The sequence below is a fragment of the Marinoscillum sp. genome (assembly GCF_040222955.1).
GTDB lineage: Bacteria > Bacteroidota > Bacteroidia > Cytophagales > Cyclobacteriaceae > Marinoscillum.
Genome location: NZ_JAVKCA010000009.1, coordinates 124649 through 144297, shown reverse-complemented (window position 1 = coordinate 144297; position 19649 = coordinate 124649). Strand labels below are relative to the sequence as shown.

Sequence of the window (19649 nt, the reverse complement as noted above, 5' to 3'; positions counted from 1 at the left end):
TAAGAGGAATAGAGAGACTTATTCTGTTAAAGATCATATGTGCATATCTGGAATCCAACCCATCATTCTCTCAAATCATGTTTAGGAATAAGTACAGTCAACTTCGTTTTAAAGCCCTTCTGAAACTGATCTGCTTCATACTTGCTGTTTCGATGATCGGATGCCAGGAAGCTTCAAAGGCCAGCGATGGTCCTTTGGGCTTAAGTGTCGAATACCTGCGACAACCTGAGGGAACATCAATAGTAGATTTCAATCCGGAGTTTGCCTGGGAAGTACCCATATCGGCGGTTAGGCAGACGGCTTATCAAATCCTGGTAGCATCTTCTCAAAGTTTGCTGAACGAAAATAAGGGTGATGTTTGGGATACCGGGAAAGTCCCGGAAGGACAATCAATCGATGTGGAGTTTCGGGGGAAACCCCTGGAGGAGGGGAACAGTTATTTTTGGAAGGTGAAAATTTGGGATATCAAAGGCCAGGAGCGTCCATTCTCCAAAATTCAGCGCTTCAAAATGGGTATAAAAGAAGGAGTGATTACCAGTGCCAACCATTTTCAGGTGGAGAGCATCAAGCCTGTTGTATTTCGGAAAATCGGTCAGGATTCTTATTTCATAGACTTTGGGAAAGATGCATTTGCCACCCTGGCATTTCAGTATCAATCAGAAACCAGGGATACCCTCATTGTCCATATTGGAGAGCAGCTGGTTGACAATCACATCAACAGAGATCCGCAGGGAACCATTCGGTACCAAAAAATAAAGGTGCCGGTAAGTCCTGAGGTGTCAGAATATGCGCTGCAAATCAAACCTGACAAAAGGAATACGAAATCTGTGGCCATACAATTGCCGGATTCATTTCCGGTGTTGATGCCATTCCGATATGCCGAATTGGAAGGAGCACAAGGCCAGATGAAAGCCGAAGATTTCACTCAGCTATTTTACCATGGCTATTGGGAGGATGATGCCAGCTATTTTACCTGTTCAGATAGTACCTTAAATAGAATCTGGGATTTGTGTAAATACTCCATTAAGGCAACAACCTTTGCTGGTTTGTATGTGGATGGTGACCGGGAACGCATTCCCTACGAGGCAGATGCCTATCTGAATCAGCTAAGCCATTACACTACCGATAGGGAGTACGCCATGGCGCGGCGAACTGTGGAATATTTCATGAAACACCCGACATGGCCCACAGAGTGGCAGCTGCACGTAGCGCTTATGTTTCATGCAGACTACCTGTATACCGGTAACACAGAGCTGGTGACCAAATATTATGAGGAGCTCAAACATAAAACCTTAATGGAGCTGCGTGGTGAAGATGGCCTGATAAGCTCGGAAAACGCGACACCTGCATTCATGGAGAAGTTAGGTTTTACCGACCCCAAAGACCGGTTGAAAGATATCGTAGACTGGCCACCAGCTCAAAAGGATACCGGCTGGAAGCTGGCTACAGAGGAAGGTGAGCGGGACGGCTTTGTTTTCAAGCCGATTAATACGGTGGTTAATTGCTTCTATTACCGAAACCTGGAGATCATCACCGAATTTGCCAGGCTTCTGAATAAGCATGAAGAAGCAAAAGAGCTTCAACAACTGACCCTCAAAGTGAGACAAGCGATCAACGACCAGTTGTTTGATGAAAGGGCGGGCGTCTATGTAGATGGTGTAGGTACGGACCATGCCTCCCTACACTCCAATATGTTGGCCCTGGCTTTTAATATCGTACCTGAAGAACACGTAAAATCAGTAGCGGATTTCATCAAATCCAGGGGCATGGCTTGCAGTGTCTATGGGTCCCAATACCTACTGGAGGCAATGTACAATGCCAATGAAGGTGACTATGCGCTGCAGTTGATGACCGCAACACATGATCGAAGTTGGTATAATATGATAGAAATCGGGTCTACCATGACCCTGGAAGCATGGGACATGAAATACAAACCTAATTCAGATTGGAACCATGCCTGGGGAGCAACTCCAGCCAACATCATTCCCAGGTATTTGTGGGGCATCCAGCCCAAAACTCCGGGCTGTACCACAGTCACAATCAGACCACAGATGGGCGGTTTAACTTCAAGTGCCATCAAAGTGCCTACCATAAGAGGTTCCATCAAAGCTGACTATGTCCGGCACCCTGATGAGACTGAAAGTTATCACGTCGAAATTCCTGCCAACATGTCCGGTGAGTTCTATTTCAAGCGAGAATCAGTTGCCAGAGTGGTCCTGAATGGAGTGGAACTTGATATCGATCAGGATATTATTCTGCTGCAGCCGGGCGTAAATGACCTGGAATTATTTTAGACTTTGACCTGGAATTATAAAACCTGACCCTGATCCTGTTGTGCAGATTGTTTCTTCGCGTAAAAACTCATGTTTTTTGGTGAATTATTTAAGAAGATCTGCTCCGCCGGGGAGAATTTCCACATGATTTTGAAGTTGGGGCAGGAAGTTGCCCATACCCCGGGATCATATCTATGGACATATCACTCACCGCATGGATGTACGCTTCCGAATGGCCCGACTGGCTGGATGGTATCTGGGAATAATGGTTTAACCATTCAAAAAATGGCAATTTTGTAAGGATAAATCGCTTTTAAAAGTGGCAATACGCAATAAATAGACTGTATTTTACCAAGTATATAAATCATCCATGTTTTTGGATAAAAAATCCATTAGGAAAATATTCGGTTAATCTTACTTGAGGCTTGATAATCCATAAGGGAGTTCAATTTTTTTTAACCTAAAATGATTTTTATGAGAAAACGTAGACTCTTATTGTTAGCCTTATTAATAGGTTATGCGAGTACTGCCTGGTCACAGACGCGAGTCTCAGGAGTAGTAACAGACGATCAAAATACTGCAATACCAGGAGTGAGTATACTTGTTCAGGGTACTTCCACTGGTACAGTGACAGATTTTGACGGAAACTATGCACTTGAGGTACAAGGTTCAGATGCTGTTTTAGTATTTAGTTCTATAGGATTTCATTCCCAAAATGTACCTGTAGGCACAAGGTCAACGATCAATATATCCATGGAGCCTGATGTCACCTCGCTGGAGGAGGTTGTGGTTATTGGTTATGGTCAGGTTGAAAAGAAAGATGTGACAGGAGCAATAGCCTCTGTTGAGTCTAAGGATATTGTACGAGCCAACCCTGTCCAGGCGGCAAAAGCCATTCAGGGTCAGGCTGCCGGTGTGATTGTCACTAAACAGAATAGCCGGCCGGGGGCAGGATACAACATTAACATTCGGGGGTTGAGTTCGATAGATTACAGCAACGAGCCACTGGTGGTCATTGACGGTGTGATGGGTGGAGACATCAATGCACTTAATCCCGCAGATATACAGTCGATGGATATCCTGAAAGATGCTTCATCAACTGCCATTTACGGTTCCAGAGGAGCCAATGGTGTGATCATTATTACGACCAAAAGAGGAACCACAGGTAAGCCAGTGGTTAGTTACAATGGCTACGTAGGTGTAAAAACACCAAATCACCTACCAGACATGATGAATGCACAGCAGTTTTACAAGGCCAGCGTGACTGATAATGAGCTAAATGGTGGTACTTCAAGGCCGTTTACTTCTACGGAAATTGACCTGGTTGAATCGGGTAAGAGTACCAATTGGTTAGACGAAATTTCAGGACCTGCTATGCAGACCAATCATTCCATATCAGTGGGCGGAGGAAGTGGCACTACCAACTATCATTTTTCAGCTGGATACCTGGGTGAAGGCGGAAATTTGAAGCATACAGAATTCCAGCGCTATAACATCAAAGGTAGCATGGACAGTAAGGTAAACGACTTCCTGAAAGTAGGTTTTACAGCTAATTATAGTTTTGCAAAGCAGCAAATGGGCTCTAATGAAGCCTTGAGAAGTGCTTACAGAGCCAGGCCTACGGGTGTGGCCCACTACGATGACATTCTGAACCCGGATGAGAACCAGGATTTTGAATGGAATGGCTATGCTGCCTGGATGGGCATCAATGATAAGCAGGTTTTAAATCCGCTTATGGAAATACACCCTGATAATTTTCAGGATGAGACCCGGTCGAATACTTTCTTTGGGAATGCTTACCTGGAATTAACCCCCATTGAAGGGTTATCTATTAAATCAGCCATTTCCGCAAGCGTTGACAATTCCAGATTTGGCCAGTTCCGGGGGACTATGACCAAGGACAGAAAAACTACGTTACTTCCGAGATCATTTCGCCAAACCGATGATATCTCCAATTATACCCTGGACAACATAATTACCTATAAGAAGGGGCTCGGTGATCACGATATCATGATTACAGGTGCGCAAAGTAGCTTCTTCGAGCGCAATGAAGAAATGGATAGTTATGTTGATGAGATTCCATATAATTCCTTATGGTACGCTTACGGCACAGGAAGACCTGCTTCATTAGATACAAGACTGACCGAGAGATCTTTGCTCTCTTACATGGGAAGGGTCATTTATGGTTATAAAAGCAAATATATACTGACACTTACCAGCAGATGGGATGGCGCTTCACAATTGAGTGAGGGGAATAAATGGGACTTCTTCCCATCAGCAGCGGTGGCATGGAGACTTGGTGAAGAGGATTTCATCAATAGTATTGAGGCTATTTCCGACATGAAATTACGGGTGAGCTATGGATTGGTTGGTAATAGTTCTGTTTCTCCTTACAGCACGCAGGCGAGATTGGTCAATACTGCCTATGATTTTGGGGGCTCCGAGGCATTCGGGTTTGCTCCGGCCAATTTGGCGGACAGAAATCTGAAATGGGAAAAAAGTAAGGAACTGAACATCGGTCTTGATATGGGATTCATTAAAAACAGGATCGGCGCTAGTTTGGAGGTATATAGCCGTAAAACAGTTGATTTGATTTACAATGAGCAAATCCCGACATCTTCAGGCTTTAGTAGCGTGACCACCAATGTAGGTGAAGTAGCTAACAGGGGTATTGAGTTGTCGTTGAATACGGTGAATATCGCCAGTACGAAATTCAAATGGACCACCAGTATCAATTTTGCCAGGAATGTAAACGAGATACTCTCTATTGGCAATGATGGCATACAGGCTGATATCGCTACAGGTCTATTTGTAGGCCACCCATTGAAGGCTCACTACGATTATGAATTTGATGGAATCTGGCAATTGGATGAAGCTGATCAAGCTGCTGAGTATGATCAGGTTCCTGGTTCGGTAAAGGTGGTGGATCAAAACGGTGACGGTATGATTTCTTCAAATGAAGATATCGATGATAGAACGATCATTGGCTCCGAACAGCCTGACTGGACGATGGGAATGACCAACAAGTTTACCTATGGCAACTTTGACTTTTCATTTCTGATCTATACCAGCCAGGGCGCTACTTATAGAAACAGTATGCTCTCAGGTACCATGGGGGAGATAGGTGCCGGAAGATACAATGCACTTAATCTTAACTACTGGACTGTTAACAACCCTTCCAATGAATACTATGGGCCCGGTATTGCCAATAATCCTTTCAGGGGTGCTGTATTCTATCAGGATGCAAGTTTTGTGAGAATCTCTGACATTACGCTTGGCTATACCCTGCCAGGGACAGCATTGGACAAATACGGTTTTAGCAACTTCAGGATGTACGTCCAGATAAGCAATCCATTTGTTTTCCATGATTTTGATGGGATGGATCCGGAATTTAACTCCAGTACATACAATGACGGTATTCCATCGTCTACCTATTTGTTTGGTTTAAATGTCTCATTCTAGTCGGTTTATTTCCAGCATCAAAACATTTAAAAAATGAAACTATTTAATAAACAATATATAATAGCACTGGCCCTTGTGACTTTGTTCACTACCGGTTGCGATGATTTTTTGGATGAGAATTCGGTTTCTTATCAGACCACAGATAACTATTATGTCACTGAGCAAGGGTTCGAGGATCTTGTGAGATCAAACTATACCAAGCTTAGGGAAATACATAAAGAGCGGGATTTAGTATTGATGGGAACCGACCTGTTTACCAGTACGTCCTGGGACGAAGCGGGCAGTGGAAACCAGGGTAACGTCTTAAATGTATACGATACCCGCTTTACCCCTAATGTGGGTTCCACTACCAAGCTATGGGATTTGCTGTACAGTCAAATTTCCAGGACCAATACCACCATCTCAAGACAAAATGATGTCCAGGGAATGGATGCTGATTTGATAGCGATCAGAGTGGGAGAGGCAAAATTCCTTAGAGCTCTTGCTTATTTCTATGCGGTGCAGCAATGGGGTGATATTCCAATGCCATTGGAGGAAACCACTACTGCCAGCAGGGAAGTGATCAAAGTGCCCGCAGCGCAGGTTTACGATCAAATTGTTAAAGACCTGGAAGAAGCAGAAGCAGCCCTGCCTACGAAGGACAATACACAGTATGGTCGTGCCACAAAGGGTGCTGCACAGTTTCTATTGGCCAGGGTTCACCTGACAAGAGGGTGGAATTTCAACAGTTCCCTGGGTGGAACGGCAGCTGATTTTGACAAGGCGGTAGGATATGCAGATATGATCATTGCCGATTATCCACTGGAGTCAGATTATCGTAAATTATTCCCCCTTCACGCTGAGAATCCACTTGAAGAAACCTTCCCTGCTCAGAATGATCAAAATGCTGAAATAGTTTTTGCTGTACAGTTTAGTGACAACATTCTAACCAATGGTAGTGACAATGATGAGCCTAGTGAATATCAAATAGGCAATGATTATCATTCTCTTTTTGGTGGAGACGCAGAAAGTATTCCTGGTTCTCCGGGAAGAACGGGCGACTATAATCGCCATGGTGGACGAAACACTTATATCACCACTCCGGCGACCTACAGATTGTTTGATCCGCAATTGGATACCAGGTACCATCACAATTTTGTAGAGGCGATGTATGCATTGACGGATGTCAACGATTTTGTTCCGGATCTTAATGATCCTGATACGAAGATCAATATAGCCACCGGAGATACGGTAGTGTATTTTCCTCCATGGAATAGCCCTGCCAGCAATGCGGATAAGGGTATGGATGTAGGCGGTAGCAAACCTTATGCAGTTCTGAATCTGGATGAAATAGGAATTAATCCTAATACGCCTTACCATGTGGAGGATATGACACCTCTTATGTGGAAGTTCTGGCAGCCAGGCCTCCCATACGATGAAGCCCAGGGTACATTTGATCTGGCACTATTCCGTTCCGCTGAAGCTTACTTGATTGCCGCTGAGGCAATCCTGAAAGGTGCATCTAATGGAAATCTGGGGGGTGCCGAGGTTTATTACAATACGATTGTTGACAGAGCGCTTGGCGCCAATTCAGGAAGCGATCCAATGCGCGCCCAAGAACCAGCCAATCTGTCTTCTATGGCTACTGTGTCCTATCGGGCCAACGGAAACCTGGATATCGATATGATCCTGGATGAGCGTGCAAGGGAACTGATGGGTGAGTATAGTCGGTGGTTTGACCTGAAAAGAACTGAAAAACTGATCGAGCGCACCTCGTCAATGAACCCATGGACCAGGGCATTGGGTCAGTTGAAGAGTACGCATTACCTGCGTCCGATTCCTCAGAAAGAGATTGATAGAACCATTCCATCCATTGCTCAAAATGATGGATACTAGGATCGTGGTTTTGGGTGTGAACTAATTCCAGTTGTATAAAAGGCAGATGAAACTTTTTGTCTGCCTTTTTACACTTCACCATAGCAAATGTTTCATTCGGTCAAGATTCCTTTAGAGTAGAAGGAAGAGGCAAAGTATGCTGAAATCAGATGCTGATTTAGCAGTCTTCCAAAAGAGTGAAACCTGCTACAACCCACGAGTCGAAGGCTTGTAAAATGATGGTCAGATGGTACATGAGGTTTTCGGTCCATCTCAGGATAAGGTGGAAAAATCGTGCCCATGAAAACATCAAATGAGTAATGTTTTCCGGAGGGGAGTGGAAAGTCAGGGGTGTTGTTCGTGTTGCGTTCGTGACTTCATGAAAAATTTCACTCCTGTTGTTTAAAGAGAAAATACATGCATAAGCACAAATTATATATACAAATTTTTGTATGCCTGGTTTTAGTGATAACAGGGTCTTGCAAACTGAAAGTAAAAACGGTAGACAAATTAGAAGAGGAGAAATCTGTCTCCGAGCTGGTTTATCCTGCTTTAGATACCGAGAATTCCAGATGGTTTTTCTTTTCATCTGCCAGCAGGCCTTTTGGTATGGTCAACCTCAGTCCTGATACTGAAATTGACGGTGCCTGGGGAAGTGGCTACAGGTATAAAACGGATACCATAAAAGGATTTAGCCACATTCATGCGTGGCAAATGTCTGGAGTCTCTGTAATGCCAGTCACCTTATCAGAAGGGAATAAAAGCACGGTTTACCAGGACTTTTATTCTAGGTTTAGCCATGAAACCGAAAAGATGTCTCCGGGTTATCATTACGTAGCGCTTGACAGATACCAAATCACCGCTGAGCTCACGAGTACCACCCGCGTGGGGCTACATCAATACAGTTTTCCCGGAGCAGATCAGGCAGGTGTATTGTTTAACCTCAACACGATGCTCGGCCCATGTGAAAACACGGACGGAGGGATCAGGAAAGACAATCAAAATGAGCTTTCCGGTAAAGTAGTCATGGGTGCAACCGGAAGAAGACCTAAGCCGGTAACCGTATTTTTCAAGGTAATCCTGAACACAGACATTGCTTCTGTGGATCAAGACGAAACCACAGGCAACTACCTGGTGAGGCTTGCCAGTACAAAGCAGGAGGCTGTACTCATGAAGGTGGGAATTTCCTACACCTCTGTAGAAAACGCAGCATTGAATATCCGGGAGGAGTTACCTCACTGGGATTTTGATGCGGTGGTGGCTCAGTCCAAAAATGAATGGAATGGCTTATTGGGCAGAATCAAAGTGGAGGGAGGCACCGAGACAGACCAGAGAAGATTTTATACAGACTTGTGGCACGCTTTGCAGGGGCGAAGAATTATCAGTGATGTAAACGGTGCTTATCCGGACAATACCGGCACTACTTTCAGAGTGGGGCAATTACCCCTGGATGACAATGGCCAGCCTAAATTCAATCATTTTAACTCTGATTCCTTTTGGGGAGCGCAGTGGACCATCAATACCCTGTGGGGCTTGGTTTATCCTGAAATCAAAGCACAGTTTGTGCACTCACTTCTGCAGTATCAAAAAGACGGAGGGCTAATCCCACGGGGCCCATCTGGAGGAAACTATACTTATGTAATGACAGGAGCATCCAGCACGCCTTTTATTGTGAGTGCTATTCAGGAAGGATTGATTGCTGAGGATTTGGAACACATCTACAAGGTTGTGAAAAAGAACCATGTGACAGGTGGGATCATGGAAAAGGCAGGTTATGAGCATGACACCAGTTTAGGTGGAGGTTTGAAATACTACATAGAAAATGGTTTTGTCCCTTATCCACTCCCTGATGGGAAATTTGGGGGACATCAGGACGGAGGAAGCCTTACGCTGGAGTATGCCTATCAGGATTGGACCCTCGCACAGCTGGCAAAGCGGCTGGGTCATCAGGCAGATTATGAGTATTTCTTAAAACGCTCTGAAAACTTCAGAAATGTATTCGACCAAGGGTCAGGGTGGATGCGCCCTAGGGATGTTGATGGCAAATGGCAGGAGAATTTTGATCCCTACGAATACAAAGTGGGCTTTGTAGAAGCAAACAGTGCTCAGGCCACCTGGTTTGTGCCCCACAATATAGAGGGACTGGCCAGCCTGATGGGAGGCTCCGAAAAGGCCGTGCAAAAACTCAACGCTCAATTCGTAGAGGCCATGAAACTGGGCTTTACAGCTGGCACATCCCACGATGTAGAAGAGCACCCTGAGTACAGAAGGATCCCGATTAACTACGGCAATCAACCCTCTATACAGACGGCATTTGTTTTTCACAAAATGGGTAGGCCCGACTTAACCCAATACTGGTCCCGCAGTGTGGTAGATCAAACCTTTAGTGGTTTATCTCCAGCCACGGGCTATAATGGAGACGAGGATCAGGGATTGATGGGAAGCCTGGCAGTGTTAATGAAAATAGGCCTGTTTCAAATGAATGGCGGAGTGGATGAAAATCCAGAATACCAAATCGGCAGCTCCATTTTTGACAAGGTGCGCATAGAGCTGAATCCGGATTATTACTCCGATACCACTTTTACCATTGAATCGATCAATAACAGCGATGAAAATGTCTATGTAGAATCGGTAGAATGGAATAACCAACTGGTCAATGGATATACCATCAGTCATGGACAAATCACAGCAGGCGGCAGCCTCACACTGCGCATGACAGATAGATCCACGAGCACTCCTGACATGGCGACGACTGAAATCAATAGTGATCTATAATGCCTGCGAGTTCAGAGGAAATGGGAAGTTGTGAATGAGCTGGATATGCCTAACAAAGGTTAGTATGTATAACTAAAATTGGAGCATGGTGAAGGTTAAGGTTGTAGCAAAGTATATCGTGCTGTTTGGTGTGGCGGTGTTGTTTTTAGTGAACAACATTCAGCTCAAATCGCAGATTTTAGGTCCTGTTAAATACCGTGAGGTAACGCTGAAGCCCGGAAACATTGCTGTTCCTCATGAACGGACCCGGGAATGGAAAAATGAATCAGCTTTTGCTGATAGTATTTACCAGGTCATGGCTCAAATGCCCGTAACAGCGGAGATGCTGGTTAAAAAGGGGAATGCCACCAGAATTTTACTTGCCCGGTTGTTACTGAAGCAAGATATCCCGGAAGTAAATACCATTTTACAAAGCATGACCGTTTGGGGGAATTGTGGTTCTTCATGGGGCCTGAACCCGAAGGGAGATTATGATTTTACCCTCACCATTCTGACGACCATCCTCTGGAAATTTGGTGAGCAGCCGGACATCCTATATCCCGATACAAAAAAGCACCTGTTGGAGGTTCTGTTGCTGGAGGACGGAGGCAGTTTTAGCTATACAGTTCCCAGAACATTAGGTCTGGTCATGGAGACTGAGAATCACATCCTGATGACCGAAGGTTCACGGTATCTCAAAAACAGGTGGGTACGGTTGGAGGGCAATACCGAGCGCTACTATGACAATGTAGCCAATGGCATGGAGGAAAAGCTACTATCCCTCATGGAAGAGATGAAAACCAATGGGCTTTACGAGTTCAATTCTATTCCATATTTGGGGTATACCATCACTGCGTTGCTCAATCTTGAAGCATTTGCGTCTGAAAAAGTGCGCAACACAGCCAGAGAGGTGCTCGATTATATCAACTGGAGCTATGCGCTTAATAGCCTCAACTTGAAGCATTTCCCGCCAATGCGGAGGAGGTACGAAAAAACAAACATCAGGGAGCTCACTACAGATTATCATGGGGCATTTATCAAGTCCTGGCTGAGCTACCTGGCCATTGAGCAATATGACAAAAACATCGGGGTGGCCATCATACATTCATTGATGGGGGCATGCATGCCTTACCGTCCGGCTGATCGGTTTGTGGAGATGCTTTTTGAGAAACGCGGCGGACATTTTGTGCGTCAGGGACATGGCCCGGCGGCTTCCCCTGAGATCAGCAGCGCAGGCCAGGGTTTTCTGCTGAGTGCCGGAGGTGTCAACCGGGGCGAGAAATCAGAGATTGTAACCAGGCCTGTTTGCCTTTTTCTCAACGACACTGCTGATCACCTGTCTGAAATAATCCACCTCTCCGGGCCCGGTGATGATTTCATGCATTGGAACAACACAGGAGTCTATAAAAATTTCGCCTGTGCAGCAGGTGCTGTGTCCGTTCCTCCTCACCTGCAGGAGGTGGCTCGCGAAGGAGCCTGGTCTGCTTATTCAGGCCCAAACGACGTGAGCATTATCATTTACTCCACGGATCAACTTGGATTGGTGGCGGTGTTTGAGGATGTCCCGGCAGCAGGCGTATTCAGGGAAGTAATCACCGAAAACCCAGACCCTGATATGTTGACTCATCAATTTAAGTTTCCCGGAGGCCCTTTATTGGGTTACGATGTAAAGGCAGAGAAAAATCAGTGGGTGATGGTGTCAGTAGATGATCACCAACTTGATAGAGATTTTGATTCCTGGCCATTGCTGGATGGTGATTTAGGAATGTAGAATGCAATTAATTAAACGATAAAATATTCAAACCATGAACAAGCTTAAAAAGTCCCTGATGACCTTTCTGATGTGTTTAGTCAGTATTTCTCTTTTCAGTCAGCTGAAAAACAGGCCCGAACTGGAAGAAGACTTCATGGACATGGGGTTTGGGATATTCATCCACTGGAGCATGGATTCACAGCTCGGGAGCGTCATTAGCCACTCCATGGTAGGCGCTTCGGAGGATTATCTTCAGCGGTACATGAATGAACTGCCGAAAACATTTTATCCCGATAAGTTTGATCCGGATGAATGGGCCAGATTATTTAAGCTCACCGGAGCGGAGTATGTTGTATTCACCACCAAACACCACAATGGGTTTTGTATGTGGGATACGAAGACCACCGAGTTTAATATTATGAATACCCCCTACGGCCAGGACATTACCGGTATGCTGGTGAAGTCTTTGCGAAAATTTGGACTCAAAGTCGGCTTCTATTATTCTCCGGAGGATTTTAGTTTCATCTATCAACAAGGGCATTTGATTTCACGAAAAGGGCCTATGACGCAGGTTACTGAAAACGAGGAGCTGTTTGAATATGCGAAGAAGCAGGTGGATGAATTATTCACCAATTATGGGAAGATTGATTTTGCATTTTTCGATTCTTTCTCTAAAAGGAACCTCGTACAATATGTGCATGAAAAGTATCCTGAGGTGGTAGTAACCCGTGGAGAGATGAATACACCAGAGCAGAAAATCCCGGATAGCCCCATGCCCGGACCGTGGGAAACCTGTATGACGATGGGTACACAGTGGGCTTACAAACCAACCAATGAGGTGTACAAAGACGGTGGGGATTTGATAAACAAGTTGATTGAGATCCGAGCCAAAGGGGGTAATTTTTTGATGAATGTAGGCCCCAAACCCAATGGCGAACTACCCATTGAGCAGGAGGAGCGATTGCGTGAAATTGCCCTTTGGATGTTTGTTAACAATGAAGCTGTAAAAAATGTAAGAACGGTGCCTGGTAAAATCAAAGAAGGTGATTTGTGGTTTACCAGGGCCAAAGAGGAAAATACAGCCTATGTTTTTATTACGAATCAACCAGAGTGGTTCAAGGGTGGGCGAAGGCTTTTTTATACTGAGAGCATCAGGGTTACGGAGGATACTGAAATGTCTGTATTGGGTCAAAATGATCTGGTGGTCGAATATTCACCTGACAATAAACCAGTATCATTATTCAGTCAGCGATCTCATAATTTGGAATTATCTGTCACCAGAGCCCAGCGGGTTTATAACGACAAGATCTGGCCAAATCCTATTGTGATAAAGCTGACCAATGTGGAGTTTGTTCAACCTTGACAAATGAAAATTCGAAAAGGTCTTACATTAGAGGGTATAATTAATGTCTTTTAAAATTTTCACAGGATGGTTGGAGCTGTTAAATAGCAGATGGAAAGAATGAGAATTGGAATTGGGAATTAAATGGTAATGCGGCATGCTGATTAAACAACGTTTAGCCCTGGTATTTTTATTGACCCTGTCGGTTTCTTATGCGCTATCTCAGCATATAGAATTTGAACATTATAACGACGAAGATGGCCTGTCTCATAATTCCATCAGACATATTGTTCAGGATGAGCAGGGGTTTATTTGGTTAGGCACATTTTACGGACTTAACCGTTTTGATGGATTTCAGTTCAAAAACTACCTGAGCAATGATGAAGCCAATAATACATTGTACAACGATGATATTACCGCTTTAAAATTAGACAGTGCCTCTAATAGTTTGTGGATTGGTACACGCAGGGGCTTGTCTCATTTGAAGCTGGATACCTATGAGTTTACCACTTACTTGTCCAAGAGTGAGGACCCGAACAGTTTGCCCGATGAGGAAATACGCTCCATCTACCTGGATCAGTTTGACCGTGTATGGGTGGGTACAAAAGATTCCGGGCTGTACTTGTTTGAGCCTGACAAAAACGCCTTTACCAAAGTGCCTCTGGAAGGATTTAACTATGTGAAGGGGATTTTCGAAGACCGCAATGGAAATATATGGATAGGTTCCTTTGAAACAGCAGGTGTAGCAAAGGTGAAACTGGGAGGGACAGGTATAATATCCGAAATCGAGTATTTTACATTGAAGGTACCCGGATCTACCGTCACCAACCCTTATTTGTATTTTATTTATGAGGACGCAGAGGGGGATGTTTTTGTGGGGACACGCAAGGGGCTATACAAGTTTGACCTGGCCCAGAATGGCTTTAGGAACCTACAGATCCCTGATGACAAAGTAAGTGAAAAGTTGGGGCCCTATTTTCTATGTGTGGCTCAGGCGCCTGATGGTAAATATTGGGTAGGTACACTGGGTGGTTTGCTGGTATGCGATGACCTGGAGGAGATCAGCAGGGGTAATTTTCAGTGGTACTTTTCAGTATTGTCTGAAGATGAATCCCTGGTGGATAATCTCGTGTCGGCCTTGCATTTCGATACATCGGGAGTTCTGTGGATTGGTACCGAAGAGGGGCTGGATAAATACGACCCTTACGAAAATCAATTTAAGATTAACAAAGACATATCCAGGTACATCGATAACCAGGTGCCAAGAATCAGAGGATTTACTAAGACCTATCGCAATGAAGTGGTTGTAGCTACCAGGCACAATGGTCTGTTTATTTCTTCCAGTGAGGGTTTAGTCCCTCTTGTTAATGGAAATTTTGACATAGCGAGCATTTACTCACCCGACGGTAAAACACTCTATTGTGGTTTATGGAATGGGAAGATACTGGTGTTTGATTATCTCAAAAGGGATTCCAGATTGTTAGATGTAGGCTTCAGCAATACTCCTGTTTTTGATTTTGCGCAGCATGAGGACAAATTGATCGTATGCTCCCATGGAGAGGGTGCAAAGCTTCTGGAGAAGCAAACTTTGAAACCAATCACTCATATACTGCCCGAGTTTGACATCAATAAGATGGCAGTTGATTCTGACGACCTGTGGTTTGCTACCGAAGGTGGCGTGGTTAGGTATAATCTGGCCAGGAAGGAATTTCATGTTTTTACAGACGACTCTCGACCCAATGAAGGACTGCCACATGAAAATGTAAGTGATGTATTCATTGATTCCAGAGGGGTAATATGGGCAGCTACTCGAAAAGGTTTGGGCGTTTTTGATTCAGAAAGCAACACGTTCAGGCAAATATCCGAACCCAAAGAATTGAAGGGTAAGTGGGTGACAGATATTGTAGAAGATGCCAATGGGTATTTGTGGCTGAACATGAACAACAACAGCATATCCAGGTATGATGTGGATAATAATCAAGCCAATATTTACAACGTAAACAGTGGCAACCGGCTCGATGTATTTAGCTCCAGCGGTTTTTACAATTTCAATAATTCGAAGATCTACTTAGGAGGTAAAAACGGAGTGATCAGTTTTTCTCCACTGAATATTCAGGAAAACGAGTGGTCACCAAAGCCAATCATTACCGAATTCAAAGTAAATAATGAGCTGGTTTTGCCTGGAGTACAGTTAAATGGGCAAATACCGCTTGATAAAAGCCTGAATTACTCCAGAAGAGTGATTCTTAACCATGAAAACAGAAACTTCTCCATACAGTTTTCCTCAGCTTCCTATTCCAATCAGCGGTTGAATAAATTTCAGTACATGCTGGAAGGCTTTGATGACGATTGGATAGAAACCAGTGGTAACTCCAGGACGGTTCAATATACCAACCTGCTTCACGGAGACTATAATTTTAAGATACGGGCGAGTAATAGTGATGGCAAATGGAGTGAAGTTTCTTCCTACAGTATTGAAATATTGCCTTCTTTTTGGGTGAGTTATAAAGGAATTGCATTGATGGTTTTTGTTTTGGTGCTGATGGGCTATTTCACGCGGAAACAAATCAAATTTCGTGTTCAGCTAAAACAAGAGCTCCTGACCGAAAAAGTTCAACGTGAGCGCGATGAAAAACTCAACAATGAAAAGTTAAGATTCTTCACCAATATTTCTCATGAACTAAGAACACCACTGTCCTTAATACTTGGGCCGGTCAGACAAATCCTGGATCATGAAAACAGCAATGAATTCATCAGAAACAAGGCTAACCTGATCAATCACAGCACTAACCGGTTATTGAGACTGGTGAATCAGATTCTTGAGTTTAGACGTGCAGAAGCGGGTGAGGTCAAGTTAAAAGTGGCAGAGGTTGACATCCTGCCATATACCAACAACATTTTTTATTCCTTCGTGGAGTTGGCGCATTCTAAAAACATCAACTTCAATTTTAATGTAGAGGATGAGTCCATCGTATGTTGGATAGACGTGGATAAGTACAATAAAGTACTGTACAATTTGCTCTCCAATGCGCTCAAGTTTACCAATAGCCACGGACATGTTGACCTGTTTGTGGGTGTAAAAGAGAACGACTCCAAGACCCTGCTGATAGAAGTGAGCGATGATGGTATTGGTATTCCACTTGAAAGTCAGGAAAAGATCTTCTCCAGATTTTATCAGGCAAACAACAGCAAAGAGAGCACAACAGGTACTGGTATCGGGCTCTCTCTTGTCAAATCCCTGGTAGAGATTCACAAAGGGAGCATTGCTGTTAAAAGCACGACAGATTCAGGAAGTATCTTCACCGTAGAATTGCCCATCTCCAAAACCGCGTTTGAAAGCCATGAGATTTCAACCGTAGTTGATAGTGAACAGGAAAAGGAATCACTGGAATCTACCCAATCATTGAATGCGCTGGGTACGTACATTGCACCTAAGACCAATACAGATGTGAAATCATCTGTGGTGGTCATTGATGACAATGCTGAGCTGAGAAATTATCTGATAGAGTTTCTTTCCGGCTACTATAAGACGTATGGTGCAGAAAACGGCAAGGAGGGGCTCGAACTTTGTCGCAAAGTAAAACCGGTACTTTGTGTGGTGGATGTCATGATGCCGGTAATGGACGGCTTTGAGTTTGTACAAGCTCTTAAAAGCGATGAAAAGATCAGTCACACGGCCATAGTATTGCTGACGGCTTTGGGTGAAAATGAAAACAAAATCAAAGGGTATAAAATAGGAGTGGATGGTTACCTGGTCAAGCCATTTGATCCCTCATTGTTAAAATCCAGAATAGATAATATTATTAAAACCCGGTTCGAACTCAAACAACGGTTTTCTGATGAAACCGAGAGTGATGTGACCAGCCTGGCGCACTCACAACTTGACATTGATCTGATTTCTGAGATAAAGGACATCATTGAGACGAACCTTGGAAGTCCTGATTTAACTCCGGCTTTTTTAAGTTCAGAATTGGCACTCAGCTCATCCAAACTGTATCGGAAAATCACCGAACTGACCGATATGTCACCCAATGAGTTCATCAGAACCATACGCCTGAAAAAAGCAGCCTCACTGTTGAAAACGAGGAACTACAACGTCTCTGAAGTGGCTAATTCTGTTGGGTTCAATGATCCGCTCTACTTCAGCCGGCGATTTAAAAAGCAATTCGGGTGTGCACCGAGTGAGTTGATCAAATAGATCCACCAGATAGCCGAATTGTAGAGTCATTGTTTATAACATATGAACGATATGTGATAGGCAGGTTTTCAGGTTATGACCAGCTTTGTCAGGAGTGAAATTATCCTTCTTAGTCAAACCAATTTTAATTAAACCACTCAACAGGCTCCCAATGACAGATTCTAAAATAGCAGTGAGTAAGGCATCCGGGTACGTTTTGCGTTCAATGATGGGGGTATGTGTTCTGACCTTGGTTTTGATGCTTCATGCTTGTTCACCTCAGACTACCTCTGCAAAAAAGCCCAATGTCATACTCATCCTGATCGATGATCAGGGTTATGGTGATATTTCGGCCCTGGGCAATCCCTTTATCCAAACCCCTCACATTGATGAGCTGCACGGCAGCAGTGTTCGGTTTACAGACTATCATGTGAGCCCGACTTGTTCACCAACAAGGGCGGCTTTACTTACTGGGCACCACAGCAATCGTACCGGGGTTTGGCATACCGTCAATGGTCGGTCCCTGTTGCTGGAGCGTGAAACTACCGCAGCACAAATCTTTAAAGACAATGGCTATGCTACCGGAATTTTTGGTAAGTGGCACCTGGGAGATAACTATCCCTTCCGGCCACAGGATAGAGGTTTTGATGAAGTACTGACACATGGAGGAGGAGGTATGGAGCAAACCATGGATTATTGGGACAATGACTATTTCAATGATATGTACATCCACAACGGAGAGTTGCAGCGGTATGAAGGTTACAGTGCCGATATCTGGTTTGAAGAGGCGATCAAATGGATTGATTCGAAAAAGGACGAGTCCTTCTTTTGTTACTTACCTTCCAATACCGCCCACTCACCCTATTTTGTGGAAGACAAATATTATAAGGATCTGGAGGGCAACGACAGCATTCCGAGTGCCCCGTTTCTGGGGATGATTCGCAACATTGATGAAAATGTAGGCAGACTGCTGAACTTCCTGAAGGAGAGCGGTCGGTTGGACAACACCATTATTGTCTACACTACTGATAACGGCACCGCTCAAGGGGCCACGATGGATGGACATCGGTTAGATGGCTTTATGAGCAAGGGCTTTAATGCAGGAATGCGGGGCTTGAAAGCCAGTAAGTATGAGGGCGGCCACCGGGTGCCGCTGTTCATTCGGTGGGATGGAGGTGAAATCAATCAGGGAAAGGATATTGATGAGCTGACAGCTCACTACGACGTATTGCCAACCCTTGTGGACTTATGTGGTCTGGAAACCGGAGGTGACATAACCTTCGATGGTCAAAGTTTGGTGCCCTTAATCAAAGGAGATAACGCTGCATTCAAGGACCGGATTGTGATTGCCAATTCACAGCGCATTGAGAAGCCTGAGCCATGGAGGAGAACATCCCTGATGCAGGGAAAATGGCGGTTGGTGGATGGCGTGGAACTTTATAACCTCGAGGAAGATCCGGAACAGCGGGAGAATATCGCAGACCAATTCCCTGATAAAGTACAAGCCTACAGGGATTACTATGATCAGTGGTGGGCAGAGCTTTCACCCACCTATGAAGATCAACCTTACCTCTATGTAGGACACAGCGCTGACAATCCCACCAGGTTAGTCGCTCACGATTGGCATACAGAAGCCGAGGCAAGTCCATGGCACCAGCGCCATATCCGTACAGCCTACAAGGACAATGGATACTGGTTAGTCAATGTTCAGGAAAGTGGGAAGTACAGCGTGAAGCTTCGCAGATGGCCGGAGGAAACTCAGTTGGCTTTGAACGAAAAAGCAGCAGTGCGAACACCGCTACCAGGCACAAGTGTTACCGAAAGTGTGGAAAGTACAGCATTAACCATATCGCAGGCAAGGCTTCAAATCCAGGACGTGGATGTAATACAAGTGGTGGAGCCCAGTGCCGGGTTTGTGGAATTTGAAATAGACCTGAAAGCGGGCGAAAGCAAACTGCAGACATGGTTCACGTTGGATTCTGGAGAAACATTGGGTGCGTACTATGTCCATATTGAAAGGCGCTAAAATGAAAG

8 protein-coding genes are annotated in these 19649 nt (G+C 44.6%); all 8 read left to right on the top strand.

What is annotated here, in order from left to right; translation table 11 throughout:
• The first annotated feature begins 77 nt into the window (after window positions 1-77).
• The 8 genes from RIH33_RS08320 to RIH33_RS08285 all read left to right on the top strand — a co-directional run bounded on the left by RIH33_RS08320 (window position 78) and on the right by RIH33_RS08285 (window position 19641).
• Window positions 78-2294: an alpha-L-rhamnosidase C-terminal domain-containing protein gene (locus tag RIH33_RS08320; RefSeq protein WP_406650402.1), complete on the top strand. Its 2217-nt coding sequence runs from the start codon at window positions 78-80 to the stop codon at window positions 2292-2294.
• Between the two features lie 453 nt (window positions 2295-2747).
• On the top strand, window positions 2748-5735 hold the full coding sequence (locus RIH33_RS08315; protein WP_406650400.1) for a SusC/RagA family TonB-linked outer membrane protein: 2988 nt from the start codon (window positions 2748-2750) through the stop codon (window positions 5733-5735).
• 33 nt (window positions 5736-5768) lie between these two features.
• The gene (locus RIH33_RS08310; protein ID WP_406650398.1) at window positions 5769-7610 is read left to right on the top strand and encodes a RagB/SusD family nutrient uptake outer membrane protein; all 1842 of its coding nucleotides are present in this window, start codon (window positions 5769-5771) and stop codon (window positions 7608-7610) included.
• 396 nt (window positions 7611-8006) lie between these two features.
• Window positions 8007-10364, top strand: a complete 2358-nt coding sequence (locus RIH33_RS08305) for a GH92 family glycosyl hydrolase (protein ID WP_406650397.1) — start codon at window positions 8007-8009, stop codon at window positions 10362-10364.
• A gap of 85 nt (window positions 10365-10449) precedes the next feature.
• On the top strand, window positions 10450-12114 hold the full coding sequence (locus tag RIH33_RS08300; protein WP_406650395.1) for a hypothetical protein: 1665 nt from the start codon (window positions 10450-10452) through the stop codon (window positions 12112-12114).
• 34 nt (window positions 12115-12148) lie between these two features.
• Complete coding sequence (locus tag RIH33_RS08295; protein WP_406650393.1) at window positions 12149-13459, top strand: alpha-L-fucosidase; 1311 nt, start codon at window positions 12149-12151, stop codon at window positions 13457-13459.
• A 136-nt stretch (window positions 13460-13595) separates the two neighbouring features.
• Window positions 13596-17636 (top strand): two-component regulator propeller domain-containing protein, encoded by a 4041-nt coding sequence (locus RIH33_RS08290; RefSeq protein ID WP_406650392.1) that lies wholly within the window; start codon window positions 13596-13598, stop codon window positions 17634-17636.
• A 151-nt stretch (window positions 17637-17787) separates the two neighbouring features.
• Window positions 17788-19641, top strand: coding sequence for an arylsulfatase (locus tag RIH33_RS08285; RefSeq protein ID WP_406650390.1), 1854 nt, complete (start codon window positions 17788-17790; stop codon window positions 19639-19641).
• The last annotated feature ends 8 nt before the right edge of the window (window positions 19642-19649 follow it).

Coding starts and splice junctions, on each gene's coding strand:
- RIH33_RS08320 (WP_406650402.1), top strand. CDS start 78: ATGTTTAGGAATAAGTACAGTCAACTTCGTTTTAAAGCCCTTCTGAAA.
- RIH33_RS08315 (WP_406650400.1), top strand. CDS start 2,748: ATGAGAAAACGTAGACTCTTATTGTTAGCCTTATTAATAGGTTATGCG.
- RIH33_RS08310 (WP_406650398.1), top strand. CDS start 5,769: ATGAAACTATTTAATAAACAATATATAATAGCACTGGCCCTTGTGACT.
- RIH33_RS08305 (WP_406650397.1), top strand. CDS start 8,007: ATGCATAAGCACAAATTATATATACAAATTTTTGTATGCCTGGTTTTA.
- RIH33_RS08300 (WP_406650395.1), top strand. CDS start 10,450: ATGGTGAAGGTTAAGGTTGTAGCAAAGTATATCGTGCTGTTTGGTGTG.
- RIH33_RS08295 (WP_406650393.1), top strand. CDS start 12,149: ATGAACAAGCTTAAAAAGTCCCTGATGACCTTTCTGATGTGTTTAGTC.
- RIH33_RS08290 (WP_406650392.1), top strand. CDS start 13,596: ATGCTGATTAAACAACGTTTAGCCCTGGTATTTTTATTGACCCTGTCG.
- RIH33_RS08285 (WP_406650390.1), top strand. CDS start 17,788: ATGACAGATTCTAAAATAGCAGTGAGTAAGGCATCCGGGTACGTTTTG.